Source organism: Marinobacter sp. OP 3.4 (genome assembly GCF_036224885.1).
Lineage (GTDB): Bacteria > Pseudomonadota > Gammaproteobacteria > Pseudomonadales > Oleiphilaceae > Marinobacter.
Genome location: NZ_JAVVLT010000125.1, coordinates 65,380 through 81,209, shown reverse-complemented (window position 1 = coordinate 81,209; position 15,830 = coordinate 65,380). Strand labels below are relative to the sequence as shown.

General features: G+C 60.9%; 13 protein-coding genes. 1 reads left to right on the top strand and 12 read right to left on the bottom strand.

Annotated features, from left to right (window positions below; genetic code table 11):
- The 10 genes from RO069_RS21965 to RO069_RS21920 form a co-directional block, all read right to left on the bottom strand.
- On the bottom strand, positions 1–2,970 hold the full coding sequence (locus RO069_RS21965; RefSeq protein ID WP_328190385.1) for a PEP/pyruvate-binding domain-containing protein: 2,970 nt from the start codon (positions 2,968–2,970) through the stop codon (positions 1–3).
- 134 nt (positions 2,971–3,104) lie between these two features.
- A complete protein-coding gene (locus RO069_RS21960; RefSeq protein ID WP_328190384.1) occupies positions 3,105–3,770 on the bottom strand; it encodes an HAD family hydrolase in 666 nt (221 codons plus the stop codon).
- 46 nt (positions 3,771–3,816) lie between these two features.
- Positions 3,817–4,455: a hypothetical protein gene (locus tag RO069_RS21955; RefSeq protein WP_328190382.1), complete on the bottom strand. Its 639-nt coding sequence runs from the start codon at positions 4,453–4,455 to the stop codon at positions 3,817–3,819.
- Between the two features lie 57 nt (positions 4,456–4,512).
- A complete protein-coding gene (locus tag RO069_RS21950) occupies positions 4,513–5,595 on the bottom strand; it encodes a glycosyltransferase (protein WP_328190381.1) in 1,083 nt (360 codons plus the stop codon).
- Between the two features lie 24 nt (positions 5,596–5,619).
- Positions 5,620–6,357, bottom strand: a complete 738-nt coding sequence (locus RO069_RS21945; protein WP_328190379.1) for a hypothetical protein — start codon at positions 6,355–6,357, stop codon at positions 5,620–5,622.
- A gap of 65 nt (positions 6,358–6,422) precedes the next feature.
- A complete protein-coding gene (locus RO069_RS21940) occupies positions 6,423–7,691 on the bottom strand; it encodes a hypothetical protein (protein WP_328190377.1) in 1,269 nt (422 codons plus the stop codon).
- 38 nt (positions 7,692–7,729) lie between these two features.
- On the bottom strand, positions 7,730–9,343 hold the full coding sequence (locus RO069_RS21935) for an aldolase catalytic domain-containing protein (RefSeq protein WP_328190376.1): 1,614 nt from the start codon (positions 9,341–9,343) through the stop codon (positions 7,730–7,732).
- Positions 9,340–10,038 carry an acylneuraminate cytidylyltransferase family protein gene (locus RO069_RS21930; RefSeq protein ID WP_328190374.1) on the bottom strand — a complete coding sequence of 233 codons (699 nt, stop codon included), beginning with the start codon at positions 10,036–10,038 and terminating at the stop codon, positions 9,340–9,342. The genes RO069_RS21935 and RO069_RS21930 overlap by 4 nt, the downstream gene beginning before the upstream one ends.
- A gap of 44 nt (positions 10,039–10,082) precedes the next feature.
- Entirely contained in the window at positions 10,083–11,393 is a 1,311-nt protein-coding gene (locus tag RO069_RS21925; RefSeq protein ID WP_328190373.1) for an O-antigen ligase family protein, read from the bottom strand.
- Entirely contained in the window at positions 11,390–12,100 is a 711-nt protein-coding gene (locus RO069_RS21920; protein WP_328190372.1) for a 3-deoxy-D-manno-octulosonic acid kinase, read from the bottom strand. The genes RO069_RS21925 and RO069_RS21920 overlap by 4 nt, the downstream gene beginning before the upstream one ends.
- A 141-nt stretch (positions 12,101–12,241) precedes the next feature.
- Between RO069_RS21920 and RO069_RS21915 the strand changes: the two genes are divergently transcribed.
- On the top strand, positions 12,242–13,297 hold the full coding sequence (locus RO069_RS21915) for a glycosyltransferase family 9 protein (RefSeq protein ID WP_328190418.1): 1,056 nt from the start codon (positions 12,242–12,244) through the stop codon (positions 13,295–13,297).
- Between the two features lie 31 nt (positions 13,298–13,328).
- Here the strand turns inward: RO069_RS21915 and fba are convergent, their stop codons facing one another.
- Positions 13,329–14,393, bottom strand: coding sequence for a class II fructose-bisphosphate aldolase (gene fba / locus RO069_RS21910; protein WP_328190371.1), 1,065 nt, complete (start codon positions 14,391–14,393; stop codon positions 13,329–13,331).
- A 175-nt stretch (positions 14,394–14,568) separates the two neighbouring features.
- Positions 14,569–15,729 (bottom strand): phosphoglycerate kinase, encoded by a 1,161-nt coding sequence (locus RO069_RS21905; RefSeq protein WP_328190369.1) that lies wholly within the window; start codon positions 15,727–15,729, stop codon positions 14,569–14,571.
- Between the last annotated feature and the right edge of the window lie 101 nt (positions 15,730–15,830).

Here is a 15,830-nt window from a genome sequence, read left to right as displayed (position 1 = left end):
TCAGCGAACCACCTCCAGGCGACGGTTGGATGGGTCCAGTTCCAGCACGGAGGCACCCGCCAGGCCGAGGTAGCGTGCCTCCCCGATACCGATGGCGGCGGGCAGGCCAAACTCGGCGGCGCGGATCGCCATGTGGGAGTTGGCGCCACCGTACATCGTGACCAGGCCAGCGATGTTGTGACCGAACAGCCAGTCGTAGCCGGGATCCGCCTGGGGGATCAGGGCGATACAACCGCTCAGGTCGACAGCCCGATCGTCACCGGTCAGTTGTCGCAGATCGGCGCACTCCGCAAGCACCCGCTGGCTGCCAATGAAATTGGCGTGACTGTCCGCATATAGGAACCCGTAAAAATCATCGCGGGACCTGATCAGCGGGGGCAGTTCTATCAGCGCTGTGGTTCGGGCCGCTTCAGAACCTTCCTGCGCACGCTGCCGCAACCAGCGTCGGGGGTCGGCCACCCCGGGATCGCCAGCGCGACAGGCAAGCAGGTCCTCAAGCGGCACCTGCGCCATGTCATCCCTTGAGAGGCCATGGCTCCCGGCAAAACCGGCAATGCAGTCCAGAGCCCGGGACAGGTAGCGGGTAAACTCGAACTTGGCCAGCTCCCGGCCCTCAATGGCTCCGTGCAGGAAGGTCTCCACTTCCTCCGGATCGGAAGGCAGGCCGGCGTCGGCCAGGGCCCCGAAGAAGTCCTGCCGCTCCGCCGCCCAGGCGCCGGAGTCCCCGGGATGAGACGTCTGTGAGGCCTGGGCACGGTCAACCACCGGCCGCAGGTAGCGCTCCGGATCGTCCGCGTAACTGGCAGAGGTAATATCGTAGGTGCCCGGTCGCAGATGACCGTAGCCTGACACCAACTGCTCAAACGGCATCTCGCCACGGGCCACACTCGCGGCGTCTTCGGTAAACCGGTGGGAAACGGTGCGGATGGTGTTCAGGAAATCGTCGACAGCCGCCTGCGACAGTATCCCCATGGTCACCGCCGAGCGCAGCAGGGTGACCGCCACAAAGCCACTGCGGGCCAGATGGGCGAAGGTCAGCGTCCCGACCCGACGGCAATCCTCCAGCAGGGCCGCCGCCTTATCCAGGTCCGTGAGCGGCCGGCTGCTGATCACCGAGAACCGTTCTTGCAAAGTATCAACAGCAGCCAGGTCAGCGGGGGTACGCCGGAAGGCTCCCCGGGTAATATCCTTGAGCCCGTCGGCCAATGCCGACAACTCATCCGCCCCGAACCCACCATGCTTCTCAAGTCGCCGCCGCCAGTGGTCAAAATCCAGGGCATAGCAGGTGGGTACCACATCGAACTCCACCTTGTCATGCAACTGGGGACGCTGGGCCAGCCACGACAGGTAGAAGCTCACCAGGCGGGCGGCAAGACCATCATCCAGGGACGCCGGAACAAAGGAGTTGAAGCTGGCCCGGATATCGATATAGGGATGCCCGGCAAACAGGGTCAGCAGCGGCTGGGGCCGGACATCCCGGTAGCCATATTCCGCACGCTGCCTGGCCCAGACATCGTCCAGGATGAGGAACCGGTACAGGCTGGCGGCCAGCCGCCCGGGCCGCGTTCCGATAATTTCGGCCGGATTCCAGTCCGGCATGATCCCGAACATGGGGCTCTCCCCCACCACAAAGGGGCCTGGAACCGACAACTGCTGGAAACGGGCCACTGCCTGGTCTATAGCGGCCCTGGCCGCATCGCTGGAGTCCAGCTCGTGCTGGACCGCGATCGGGCGAACCTGCAGGATGTGGATGCCCCCGTACTGGGTCATGGCGAATTCCACATCGAGGGAATCGAAATCCAGCAACGCTTCCACTTCCCGAAGTGCCGGCAGCAGCCCCACCAGGTTGTCCGGTATCGCCGGATGGCCGTCCGGCGCGTCCCGGTGCAGGAACAGGGTCTTGTGTTCCCGGCTGGCACCGCTGGTGATGGATTCGGTACTGGCGGTGGTGTCGTCGTAGTTGATGACGTAGTAAGGCGCGCCCGTGGCAAGCACCCGGGTAAAGGCGACACCACTGGCCGTGACATCCCTCAGCATCGGCTGCACCAGCACCTGGTTATCCGGGTGGCCGTCGGGATAAGAGGCGATTACTTCGGCAATGGCACGACTCAGCGCATCCGCATCATGCCGATTCACATTGAGGATACTGGTGTAGGCGCCCGCATTGGACACCCCGAAGCCATCCTCCGACAGGGCGCTGCTGCGAACCACCAACGCATCACCGTCTGCCAGGCGTCGATGGATGTCGGACAGGATCCGATCCCGGGCCTGCCCCCATTCCGCGACGGTAAAGCTGACCTGGTCCTCGATGCGGCTGCGGTTGAGCATGCCCTGCAGGCGATACAGGGTCTGGGCCTTGGTGCCCAGCACAAACCGGCTCAGATCATCGGGTTCATTCAGCTCCGCCCAGTCCCCGGCCACATCCGCGGCCTCCACCGAGAATCCCCGCATCCGCAGCAGCTCCACGAACTGCGACAGGCTGCCAAGCCGAATAGTGTCCGGGAATGATTCACGGTTCTGGTCGATGTACCCGGCCACCCGGGGAGACAGTCGCATCAGGCCCACGAATTCCGCGTCTGCTATCTCCGGCAACAGGTCGCGGCCCAGCCGGGTCACACGGGAGCCATGCAGGTTTACCTTCTCGCAGCGATCCAGATCGTCAGACGAGCGCCCCTCAAAGCGTGACCGCCACTGGCTGTCCACCAGGATGGCGACATCAGACTCCACGCTGTTCAGGGCACGTACCGCTGACGCACGGTACAGGACATCGGCAAACGACACGAAATGGACATCACGATCGTTCAGGGGCGCTTCCAGAAGCGATGCAGCGGCACCCGTCGACGCCCAGTTGGGGTTGACGGAGTAGTGCAGGTCCGGATAGCACTCCGCCACTTCCTCCAGTTGGTAACCACCGACAAAATGCACTTCCGGGGAAAACTCGGCCACCGCGTTCAACAGCCAGTCCAGCACCCGGCTTCGTCCCGTCGCGCCCCTCAACACACTGTGCTGATCGCCCTGGAAAGGCTTGCCAGCGCCCAATATGATGAACCGTACGTTATGTTTTACGTTACCGGGATTCAACTTCCATCCCCTGACTCCATTGGCTATTCAGACGTCTGGCCAAAGCGCTGCACAAGCGTATCGATGCCATCGACAGTCAATGTGGCCTGGCTGAAATCATGGTCCGACTCGCTCCAGCGGCGGGCAAAGATAAAATCCAGCCCGGCCCGTGTGGCCGCCTCGATATCGTAGCGGCTGTCACCGACGAACACGGCCGGATGCAGGATGCCACCGTTTTCCCATTCCCGGGCCAGTATCTCATCCTTGGTGTCCGGACTGCCGAAAATGCCACCGTCGAACAGCTCCGCAAGCCCGCGATCAGCGAAGACGCCGCGCAGTTCCTCCTGGTCACCGCCGGATACCACCAGCCAACGTGCGCTCCCGGTCAGGCGACGCAGGGTCATCAACCCATCCGCCACGGCACATTGGCGCAGACCCTCACCCACCAGACCGGCATAACGATCCAGCAATTGCTGTAACTCGTCCCCATCAGCCCGGGACCGTCCGACAATATCGGACAGGAAAGTGCTGAACTTCACATACCGGGAGATGCCCCCGTTACGGACATGATAGTCCACCAGCGCCTCAGCCTGGCCAGGGCCATAAGGCTCCGCTGCCTGGTAGAAGGCCTCTGTCTTGACCCGGTTGGAATCCAGCAGCACCCCGTCGCAGTCGAAGACCCAGGTCATGTAACGGGCCAGATCAGCCATTGATGTCCCCCTGTGAAACCATCCTGTCATGTATCGAAGCCATACTTTACCCGGGTGACCGAAACCGTGACAGTTTTTCCAGGGCCGACGGGTGCACACAGCCGATCTGGGCCGGGAACGGGGCATCCAGCAACATGGCCATGGCAAAGCGGTGACAGCCAGCGCCGGAAAAAATGGGCTCACCACCGGGCCCGATATGGACCAGGATACCGCCCACCTCACGGTAATTGTCCGGGTCAAGGTCCTGACGGGTCGGGAAACGGCCCTGGGCCTTGACACCCTCCCAGATCAGGTCAAGGGTACGGTAGCGGTTCCAGACTTCCTCGGGGGTTCGGCACTGGTCGGTAACGCCGGTGGGCGATACGGCGATCTTGCCCAGCAGGAAATCGATGGCACCCGCTTCCTGCCAGTCCTTGCCATCACACCAGTGGGCCCAGCAATAGGTGAGCTTGGGGTGATTTGCAAAGGGTTGCTCAAGGTCCCGGGGCCAGTCGGCGACAACCTTTCCGGACATCTGGCGAACCTTTCCTCCCAGACGGTCGGTGAGGTCCCGGGCCTCGATATACCGCTGGCATTCGGACGGGCGAACCCATATCCGCTCGGCATAGCGGGGCGCCTGCGGACCGTATTTCAGGCGATTGTAGCCGTCGATCCAGAAGGCCCTGAGTTGATATTTTAGTGCCAAAGCAAACCCTTCACTGGTCAGTCAGATGAATGCCGGCCTGAAAACCGGTCCGCTGACTCATGTCACTGGTGACTCAAAGAACAGTCGGTTGGTGTCTTTCACCATCCGGTGCATGCCAAACTCGCGGTCGATCCACTGTCGCAGCGCCATGGGATCGAACTGTCGATCCCCATCCACCAGCGCACGAACACCGGCGGCCATGGCATCCACATCGTCCACCTCGACGAGGATGCCGTACTTGCCGTGCCCCAACAGTTCCTCACTACCCGGCACACGGGTGGACACCACCGGCTTGCCGTAACTCATGGCCTCGTTGAGGACATTCGCCATACCCTCATTCCGGGAGCACAACAGGAACAGGTCGATGCCCGCAAAGAACCGGTCCATATCCTGCTGGTAGCCGAGAAAGTGAATGCGGGAGGATTCCGGCCGTGCCTGGATGGCGGACTTGATCTGCTGCTCGAACTCCCCTTCGCCAGCATGGACCACATGCACATTGTCCGGCAGACGGGCCAGCACCTCAGGCAACTGATCAAAGCCCTTCATGGGGCTGAATCGACCGGCGCATCCGACAATAACCGCGTCTTCGGGCAGGTTGAACATGGCCCGGAAATTCAGTCCCTCCGGGGTTTGCCCAGGCTGGCTGAAACCGTTATACACGCGAACCACATTACTGTCGTCGAAAAACCGGGGATGTTTCAGCATCTCCTGCTTCAGGGAGTCGCTGTTCACCATCAGGATGGCTTTCATCCACCGGAATATGGCGAAGTACTTGACCGGGCTCTTCACCCGGCGGGCGATGCCCAGGTACAGGACAATCCGCTCCACGCCCGCCAGCGTGGCGGACAGGGACACCAGCCACCAGTCCTTCTTCAGGGCAGCGAAGACCACATCGGGACGAATGCGGCGAAGGATCCTTACATAGTTGGCCACCACCGCGAGATTGAAATCACCACCCCGGGAGGGCACCTCAATCGCCGAGACATTCTCAAGCCCTTCAAAGCGCTCGGCGAAGAACCCCTTCAGCAGGATCACAGTGACCTGCACCCCACCTTCCCCCAGGAAACGGGCCCGCAGGCGTACATTTTTCTCGATTCCACCCCACACCTTGGAGGGACAGAACAGCACCGCCTTTTTCATGATTGACTCACACCCCTACTGTTTTCACCGGTCCTGCCCCGTCTTTCGCCGCTTTCTACGATCCCGGAACTGCCGCTTGAAGCGCCTGACCGCAAAGCCGGCGTCCTCCAGCCGGCTGGCCAGCCACAGCCACCGGGACGATGCCTCACCGGGTGTCAGGGAGGCCCGGGCTTCCGGACAACTGCGGATAAACCGGTCCAGTTCCCGGGCCTTCTGCAGGGCGGGCAGAAACCGGGGTTTCTTCAGCCGGAAATCGATAAAGACGATTCTGTCACCAGAAACCAGGAAGTTGGCGATCTGGGCGTCGGTACGGAGATAGCCCTTTTGGTGCAGATCCCTTAAGGCCGCCAATACCTGCGGCGCATCGTCCACTCCCGCCCGACGTCCCTCCACAAAGCGATAGCACAGGAAGGAATCGGTAACGAATCCGGCCTCGCGGCGCTCGCACGCCAGCACCGCCGTCGGCACGCCGAACCCCATTGCTGCCATCTGTTCAAGGTGACGGAAGGAGCGTACCGCATCACTGCCCCGAAACCAGGTCAGCAAACGCTCCCAACGACGACCATTACGGGCACGGGGCACCTTGAGCAGCAGCGACTGGTCATGAAAACGGACCTGGGCACTGAGGGTCCGCCAGTTGTCGCGGAACACCTGCTCCCGTTCCAGATCCCCTGCCAGGACCGCCTCCATCAACTCAATGCTGCCCCCCCTGTCCAGGGATGACACCAGATACCACGGTTTTTGATGGTAGGACTCAGCCACGGCTCACCACCAACCCTGGAGAAACCGCTGGCACGTCGTGGCATGCCCGACCTGACGCCCTTTCTTCAGAACAGTGCACAGCTGTCCGCTCCGTAGGCTTTCTGGAGTTCCTCAAGGTAGCCACTCAGGCCCATGGCCATGACCTCCTCAAACCGGTCATCCCCCTTGATGTAACCGCACTTCCACAGCCGCCGCATGATCTGGTACTGGAGGATGGGGTCATGGGTCTTGATGAAGGAGCGGGTGTAATCGGTTGGCTTGTCATTGGGCTGGCGATACCCCGCAAACCGGCCAGCAGACAACATCATATCCGTGTTGAAGATACGAATCTCCCCGGGCCCGAACCTGAGCATGTCGATCACGGCGTTGGGGCCTGCGTTGAGATGAGTATCAGGCAGGAACCACTGCAAGGATGTCAGAAGTCGAAGGTTTGGCACGGTGTCGGGAAAAAAGGACGAGCCCTTGCGGTTATTACACACCCCCCAGCGAAGTGTAGAGATGACGGCCTCATAGTCGGACCTGGAAAGGGCCCTGGCCTGGGTGTTGTTGTAGTAGGAAATGTCGATCCGCTCACCCTGTGTACGCGGATCGCGCCCCTGGTTCCCACCCCGATACCCGAACTTGACCACGAGGTCGTGCTGGTCAATCTCGCTACCATGGTCAGCCTCGGTGGCAACGGGCCCCACCAGCGCCACGCGCTTGCCGGCGATGGTGTCCCCGAAAGCCAGATCTGCAGAAGATACCCAAACGCGCGCGGCATCGGGATCGATCGGCCCACCGGACATCAGAGAGACATACCAACGGGCCTGTTCCAGCCGACGCTGAGCGCATCCAAGGGAAGCCATCCGCTCAAGCATTGATCGGGCCTCGTCGAACCGCTCGCGCTCGATCTCCGCATAACATGCCAGCGTCACCTGACCGAGACCGGCGGTGGCGCCCCCGGCATCGATGAGTGCCCGGTCGAGGGCTTTCTCCCTCAGAATCCGTGCGCTCTCGAAGAAACCGATACCAATGCACAGTCGGAAAAGGTCAAGCCAGGCCATGGAGGGCAAGGCTTCCGGGTTCAACTCCCGGGCCCTGGACTGGAGGTCTTCCAGGTGTTCACGGGTCAGTTCGGGACACCGGGTAGCTCCCCTTGATACCAGTACGGCCCAGAAGCTGGACAGCGAAGGGGGCACCGCATAACCGAAGCGTTTGAACGCCCACGGTAAACCACCATGCTGACCGGAAGCCAGCGCCGGCCCATTCTCGTCTCGAATATAGGCATCCTTCAATACCAGAAAACGCCACCAGCGGTCGCGCCGTTTCCTGCGGTAGAGAAGTCGATGTAGCATGCGTCGTGAACCCGTCGTTGTTCAGCCGTCAGGGCCTGTCACATGGAAAAGATGGAGCGGACCGGCAATTCATGGCGGGTCGGCGTGACCGCCAGCAGCTCCCGGGCCCCGGGGGTACTGGTGTACTGGGCCAGCAGTTCCCTCATTTCCTGGGTCCGGGGATCGTCCGCGCTATAACCATCGAACCCCGCCATCAACACCCGGGATGCATCACCACTGGCCGTGATGGCCAGAGCATAGGCGACCACGAGGGAGGTGGGTAACGTACAGGATGTTTCTCCGAACTCGAAGGTGCCCTGCTCAACCCAGAGCCCGAAATCCAGGATATCCTTGCCCGACAGCGCCTGCCTGAGGTCATCCGTCAGTACTGACCAGGGCGTTATCAGGGGCTGGGGGAGGGCCGTGTGGGCCTGGCAGTCGGCCAACAGGCGAACAGGGTGACAGGCGACCCTCAGGTCGATCAGTTCCGAGGCAACCTCGGCCTGGGTATTCAGCGCTATCACGACCGGCCGGTGCCGACGGATATAACTCTCGATGGCACTGCGATACCGGGCAACACCAGGCCCCGTGCCCAGCAGCATCACCTCCCGGTCTTTCAACCGTTCGCCGGGGCTCCAGGTGCCACCACGACGGGTGCCGTAGAAATGCCGGGCGGTATCCAGGGTGTCGAAACTGAATTTCTTGCCGCCATTGATACGCAGGTGCTCGATCACCGCCAGGACATCCTCTTCACTGTAGCGGGAATCCCCCAGCATTTCCTGGATATAGGTGGGGTGAATGCCGTACTTTCCCGCCAGGTAGTAAAAGGGATTGGTGCCCCAGCCATGGCGTTCCTGCATCGGTCGGAAGTCCTGCCGCACCACCTTCATCAGCGGTACTAGGGACACCGGATCACGCCGGCGATGGGCAACCTCAATGGCCAGTTCCTCGGTCCTGGCATTGCCGGGCCCACGTCCCATCCCGGTCACCGTGGCATCAGCCCAGGTCACTCCGTTCTCCAGGGCCGAAAGCGTGTTCTGCAGCGCCATACCCAGGTTGTCATGAGTATGGATACCCAGCGCACCATGCCAGTGACTCCGTAACCATGTCACGATACGGCCTGTCTGCTCCGGGTCCATACTGCCCATGCTGTCGGCAAAATAGAGGACATCAAGGGGGTAGCTGGCGGCGGCCCGGGCCAGGGCCTCAACCTCGGCCTGGCTGCGATCGGCGATCTGCATCAGGTTAAAGCCCACACGATAGCCCCACTCCTTGAGCCAGTGACTGGCTTCGAGCGCCTCCTCGAACTCGTGGACATGGCAGGCGATGCGGACAAGGTCCACCGGGGAATCCTGGCAGGCCGCAGGAAACAATGGCGACAGACGCCGGGCGATATCCCCGTGCCCCACCAGTTCCGAGGCATTGACCATCACGCCAATGGTGACGGACTCGGGCAGCGCCAGCCCCGACAGGAATTCGTCCGAGGTATAGGCAAAAGCCCCCCGGAAGCCCTCCTGGCGAAGTGAACGCAACCCCATTTCAATCACGTCGACACCCGCCGACGACATGGCATCCAGGTAGCGTTCCACCAGACCGGGCTCGAAGTCCCAGTCGTTGTAATACCCGCCGTCCCGGAGGGTGCAGTCCAGGAACGTCAGCTTGTCGTTGCTCATGTCTCAACCCCGGTTTTTCCAACGCCGGCCGCCAGCATCGCCTCAGCCATCAGGAAATCGTCTTCCCAGTCGATATCAAAACCCTGGATCTTGTCCAGCACGTACTTGTAGGGCTCGGCGCCGATCCTGTCGTTCCGGGTCCGGTAAACCTCCAGGGGCGCCAGGAATACGGCACTGTTGATTTCATAGAGCGGCTCCAGGGTCTGGGTACGGGGCCACTTTTCAACATTACGGTCGTAATTGATCGGCCCGGTGTCATTCCAGAGGAATCCACGCAGTTCGTTAACGGACATGAGGGAATCATAGCCCTCTTCACGCTTCGCCAGGTACGTCTCAATCATGTCATCGTAGTGCCGGGCCGTCAGAAACGGGGAGGTAACGTGGGTCCACAGCAGATCGCCTTCCTCCACCTGGGTTCCGGCATATTCAATCAGCTGGTCGGTACTGGTGCTACTTGAAGCCAGTTCGTCGGCCCGGGTGCGGATCTCAAGCCTGGGGCTGTCGACGGAGCGGGCATAGGCAATCACATCCGGGTCGTTGGTAGACAGAATGATGTGGTCAATCCGCCGGCTGGATAACAGCTGGTTCAGCTTGATCTCCAGCAGACCGTATTGGTAACCAGCGATCGGCCGGATATTCTTCTTGGGAACCCTCTCGCTGCCTTTGCGACAGGGCAGGAAACATGTAATCGCCACAATGTTAGCTCTCCTGGTAAGTGACGGCCATTGCCTTCGCCTGGTCAGGCAGTCGACGCTACCGGTTCTAACCTCCGGTCCGCAAGCCGCTCTTCCTGTTTCAGTGCCGCCCACAGGAACACCAGGACGAAAACAAACATCATGACGCCCATGTTACGCTCAAGCATGCTCTGGGTAAGGTTGACTACACCATGGAGCCCCAAAAACAGCACACCCGCAAGCCCTATGGCCCGTACCGAGGGCACCTCTGAACGGGTCTTTCTGAAAAATAACGCACACGGCACCAGCAGCAACACCAGGTACCCCACCAAACCAACCACTCCATACCTGGCCATGTTGTCAATATACTGGTTGTGCAGGTGACGAGACTTTGCCACCCGGGGATGTATTTCCCCGCTCTGCACAAGCTCGTCCGTTAGGGCTTCAGTTCCTGTTGGTCCTATCCCGATCAGGGGGTTTTTGCTGAACGCCACCAACCCGATCTTGTACATGTCCAGGCGCAGCCCGACGGAAGTGCTGTTTAGTCCATCTTCGAAATATCGATGGACCTGATCACCAGCCGTCCACATTCTTCTCTCAACCACATCTACCTGGGCGAAACAGGCCGGCAACGCAACCACCGCCAGGATACACCAAGTCAGCCAATGCCTGGTGGATGGCATGCGGTCCCGATAGACCACAAACAGCAGCACTATCACGACCGGAATGGCCACCCACCCACTTCGCGTACCTGAAAGCACCGAAGTTACTACCCCGCCCGCGAAGCCGAGGGCCAATAAAGTAGCCCACAGATACCCCAGCTTCGCTCGCAGGCCCCACAGCAAGCCCGCCAGACAAAGGCATGACAAGGCCAGCGCCCCATTCCCATAGTGGATCGGGTTGTCAAAGGCCCTCACACGTACTGAATTTTCAACGAGAGCCAGATATAGCGTGTAACCGCCCGTCAGCAGGCCTCCAATGCCGACAAACATGAAAATATGGGAGGCCCTGATGGGATTGACCAGCAAAAACAGCAGTACCAAGCCTGCAGCCAGATAGCGGAAGGAAAGGTCAAACTCCGAAATATCCTCCCCGTGGACCATAAGGACCAGGACCTGGGAGACAAAATAGAAGCCGAAAGCGGCCAGGAACCACAGACTGTCCCGGTCAACATGATCCCGGAGCTGTCTCCACTGGAAACCAAGGCACAGGAACGTCAGAGCCAGCAGCAAAGCCGGGCCAAAGTCGTAGGCCCAGGGTGTCAGTACATAGAACGAGAGGAATGAACCAACGGCAAATACCGCAACCCATGACAGGTATCGGTTATTCCTGTTTTCAACCTCCGGTAAAACCATCGATGCCGGATACCTCATCATAGAACGATTTTTCCTGACTCTGGGCCTGCTGGGGGACGCTTATGGTACCCCACAACGAGGGATTTCCACAGGCTATCACGTTGTGTTTCTGTAACCTTCGGCATGCGCTTGACGACGGAACGCCACAGCCTCTGGAGATTCGCCCGCTGCCATCGCCCGCCTGCTGTTCCGGGCCTCAATCGACATCGATCCAGATCGATGAGATACACGTTTTTCCCCGCCACCAGGATGTTGTCGCAGTTCAGGTCGACATGGTCCAGGCCGGCATCGTGGAAGCGGCGGATCATTACACCCACCTCTCGCCAGAGAGCCTCGTCAGTCAGGTTTGTCACCTCTGGCAGAGGTACAGCGCCCTCAATGCGGCGGATCAGGATAGCCGCGTGATACCACAAGCCGCGCGCCCTCTCCGAACAGGCGGCTACGGGTTCGGGGACTGGAAGCCCCTGGCTATACAGATGGCTCAGTAGCTGGTATTCCCTCCAGGAACGGGTACGTCGCCAGCCAGTGAAGACATAACTTCGGTCCGAGAACCGGGCAATCATCCCTCCTCGGCGGTAGTGCCTGAGCACCATTCCCCCCTGGTCGCTGTCGACAAACCAAGCACTGCCCCGGCCTCCCGTCGACACCGGACGGGCGTTCCGTCCCCAGTGCTCCGGATCAAACCAGTCTTCTGTAATCGCCTTATAGGCAGGGTTCACAACAAGCATCTATCAAACCTGTAAACGGCCCTACCCGGTGACCCGGAAAGACGCCGGGCGCCGGAGTGGGCTAGAATGGGCGCAAGTTTAGCAAGACCCGCGCCAGGCGCTCCAGCAAACCGACTCAGAAACTGCTCAGGACCGGCATTGATCAACTCTATCTGCATACTCCGCCTTTCCGCCATCGGGGATGTCACCCACGTCGTACCGGTGGTTCTCAGCCTCCAGGAACAGCTTCCCGGCGTGAAGATCACCTGGATCATTAGCAAGATCGAGGCCAAACTGGTGGGCGACCTGCCCGGCGTCGAATTCATCATCTTTGACAAGAAAGCCGGCTGGGAAGGTTATCGGGATCTTCGCCGGAAGCTGAAGGGACGTCGGTTCGATGCCCTGCTGCATATGCAGGTCGCCTTCCGGGCCAACCTCGCTGCGGCGGTGATTCCGGCAAAACTGAGAATCGGCTATGACAAGGCCCGCAGCAAGGACCTGCACAGCCTGTTCATCAACCGTCGCATCGCCCCGGCGCCACACCAGCATGTCCGGGATTGCCTCGCCAGCTACCTGGAGCCGCTGGGCCTGGCGGCGGCCCCGCCCCGCTGGGAGATACCGCTGGACGAGGGGGACCACGACTTTGCCCGCAGCCACCTGGCCAACGATCGACGAAACCTGGTGATCAGCCCCTGCGCCAGCCATATCCTGCGCAACTGGCCCGCTGAGCGCTATGCAAAACTGGCCGACCACGCTATCCGGAAACACGGCATGAAGGTCATCCTGGTGGGCAGTCCAGCCCCCTTCGAAGCGGAATACTGCACCGCCATTGAACAGGCCATGGAGGAAAGCCCCCACAACATCTGTGGCAAGGACACCCTCAAGCAACTTACCGCCCTGCTCGCTGGCGCCGACCTGGTGGTGGCCCCCGACACCGGGCCGGCCCACATTGCCAGCGCCATGGGTACGGATGTGCTGGGGCTGTTTGCCGCCAGCAATCCCAATCGTTCCGGCCCCTACAACTCCCTGCAGTGGTGCGTGAACCGCTATCCGGAAGCACTCCAGAAATTCACCGGCAAGACCGTGGACGAGGCCCGCTGGGGCGCCAAGGCAGAGTTCGAGGGCGCCATGGAACTGATCACCGTGGATGACGCCACCAGCATGCTGGACCGCTGGGTAGAGGCCCAGACAGCAAAAAGCCCCTCGCCACAGGCGTGACGAGGGGCCTTGCTACCGCTTTCCGTAAGACTTACTTGACCTTCGGGTCCAGCTCACCCGCCTCATAACGCTCGAACATCCGCTCCAGGTTAATCGGCTTGATCTTGCTGGCGTTGCCGGCGGTGCCAAAGGCCTCATAACGGGCCACGCAGACCTCGGTCATGGCTTTCATGGTTTCCTTCAGGAACTTCCGGGGATCGAACTCGGCCGGGTTCTGGGCCAGGAAGCGACGCACCGCGCCGGTGCTGGCCAGGCGCAGGTCGGTATCGATGTTGACCTTGCGCACGCCGTGCTTGATGCCCTCGACGATTTCCTCAACCGGTACACCATAGGTTTCCGGGATCTCGCCGCCATACTGGTTGATGATTTCCAGCCAGTCCTGGGGCACGGAGCTGGAGCCGTGCATGACCAGGTGGGTATCCGGGATACGGGCGTGGATCGCCTTGATCTGCTCGATGGCCAGGATGTCGCCGGTAGGCGGACGGGTGAACTTGTAGGCCCCGTGGCTGGTACCAATGGCGATGGCCAGGGCGTCCACGTGGGTTTTCTTGACGAAGTCCGCCGCTTCCTCCGGATCAGTCAGCATCTGGCTGTGATCCAGCGTGCCTTCGGCACCGATGCCATCTTCCTCACCGGCCTGACCGGTTTCCAGGGAACCCAGGCAGCCCAGTTCGCCCTCCACGGACACGCCACAGGCGTGGGCCATGTCGACGGTACGACGGGTGACATCCACGTTGTAGTCGTACTCCGTGGGGGTCTTACCATCTTCACCCAGGGAGCCATCCATCATCACCGAGCTGAAGCCCAGTTGGATGGAACGCTGGCATACGGACGGGCTGGTGCCATGGTCCTGGTGCATTACCACCGGGATATGGGGGAACTCTTCCACCGCCGCCAGGATCAGGTGGCGCAGGAACGGGGCACCGGCGTACTTGCGGGCACCGGCGGAAGCCTGGACGATCACCGGGGAATCGGTCTTGTCCGCCGCTTCCATGATGGCGCGCATCTGTTCCAGGTTGTTCACGTTAAAGGCGGGTACACCGTAACCATGCTCGGCGGCATGATCCAGCAGTTGCCGCATCGAAATCAGGGCCATGGGTTTTCTCCTTGATGAATATGTGTCTTTGAAGCCGGTCGCGTTGTCTCGGAGCCAGGGTGGGGGGAGGCTTTCCGGGACCTTCAAAAACAGGGACGTTTTTGAAGAGCCTCCATGGACGGATCCACGGCGTGTCCCGGAAAGCCTCACCGCACCCTGGCGGCTGGCACCCTAGTCAGGCGCCCCGCTCTTCCAATACAGCTACTGCTGGCAGCGTCTTGCCTTCCACAAACTCCAGGAAGGCGCCACCACCGGTGGAAATATACGAGATCCTGTCGGCCACACCATACTTGTCAACTGCGGCGACAGTATCACCACCACCCGCCAGGGAGAAGGCATCACTCTCGGCGATGGCGTTGGCCAGGGCCTTGGTACCGTTACCGAACTGGTCGAACTCGAAAACACCGACCGGGCCGTTCCAGAGAATGGTCCTGGCATTCTTCAGAAGCTGTGCAAACTCTCCAGCAGTTTCCGGGCCAACATCCAGGATCATGTCGTCGCCGGTCACATCGGAAATGTTCTTCACCGTGGCGGTGGCGTTCTCGGCAAATTCGGGAGCAACCACCACATCAACCGGGAGGGGAATCTCCACGCGGGAGGCAATCTCTTTCGCAGTATCGATCAGGTCATGCTCGCACAGGGACTTGCCCACCGGATGACCGGCCGCCGCCAGGAAGGTATTGGCAATGCCGCCGCCCACGATGATCTGGTCACAGACCTTTTCCAGGGCATTTAGCACATCCAGCTTGGTGGATACCTTGGAGCCGCCCACGATGGCTACCACCGGCTTCGCCGGGTTGTCCAGGGCCTTGCCCAGGGCTTCCAGCTCCGCCGCCAGCAGCGGACCGGCACAGGCCTCGGGGGCAAACTTCGCGACACCATGGGTGGAAGCCTGGGCCCGGTGTGCCGTGCCGAAGGCGTCCATTACATACACATCGCACAGGGCGGCATATTTTCTGGACAGCTCTTCGTCGTCTTTCTTCTCGCCCTTGTTGAACCGGACGTTCTCGAACAGCACCACCTCGCCGTCAGCAACCTCGACGCCTTCGAGATAGTCCTTGATCAACCGGACTTCCTGGCCCAACGCTCCGGACAGGTGCTCCGCCACCGGTTTCATGGAAGAGGCCTCGTCGTAGACTCCCTCTTCCGGGCGACCCAGGTGGGACATCAGCATGACTTTGGCACCGGCATCCCGTGCCGCCTTGATGGTGGGCAGGGAGGCACGGATGCGTGCGTCGCTGCTCACCTTGCCGTCCCTGACAGGTACGTTCAGGTCTTCCCGGATCAGCACCCGCTTACCGGCAAGATCCAGATCGGTCATTTTCTTGATGGCCATAGTCTGTTTCCGTTGTTTCAGATTAAAGACACGTTCCTCGCCGGCCCCTTCGGCTCCCTCCCCTCTCCCCTGGAGGGAGAGGGTTAGGGAGAGGGGGGGGG

Bases quoted from the DNA above. Each gene is read 5' to 3' on its own strand.
- RO069_RS21950 (WP_328190381.1), bottom strand. From the start codon at position 5,595: ATGAAAAAGGCGGTGCTGTTCTGTCCCTCCAAGGTGTGGGGTGGAATC.
- RO069_RS21925 (WP_328190373.1), bottom strand. From the start codon at position 11,393: ATGATGAGGTATCCGGCATCGATGGTTTTACCGGAGGTTGAAAACAGG.
- fba (WP_328190371.1), bottom strand. From the start codon at position 14,393: ATGGCCCTGATTTCGATGCGGCAACTGCTGGATCATGCCGCCGAGCAT.
- RO069_RS21920 (WP_328190372.1), bottom strand. From the start codon at position 12,100: ATGCTTGTTGTGAACCCTGCCTATAAGGCGATTACAGAAGACTGGTTT.
- RO069_RS21940 (WP_328190377.1), bottom strand. From the start codon at position 7,691: ATGCTACATCGACTTCTCTACCGCAGGAAACGGCGCGACCGCTGGTGG.
- RO069_RS21960 (WP_328190384.1), bottom strand. From the start codon at position 3,770: ATGGCTGATCTGGCCCGTTACATGACCTGGGTCTTCGACTGCGACGGG.
- RO069_RS21905 (WP_328190369.1), bottom strand. From the start codon at position 15,729: ATGGCCATCAAGAAAATGACCGATCTGGATCTTGCCGGTAAGCGGGTG.
- RO069_RS21935 (WP_328190376.1), bottom strand. From the start codon at position 9,343: ATGAGCAACGACAAGCTGACGTTCCTGGACTGCACCCTCCGGGACGGC.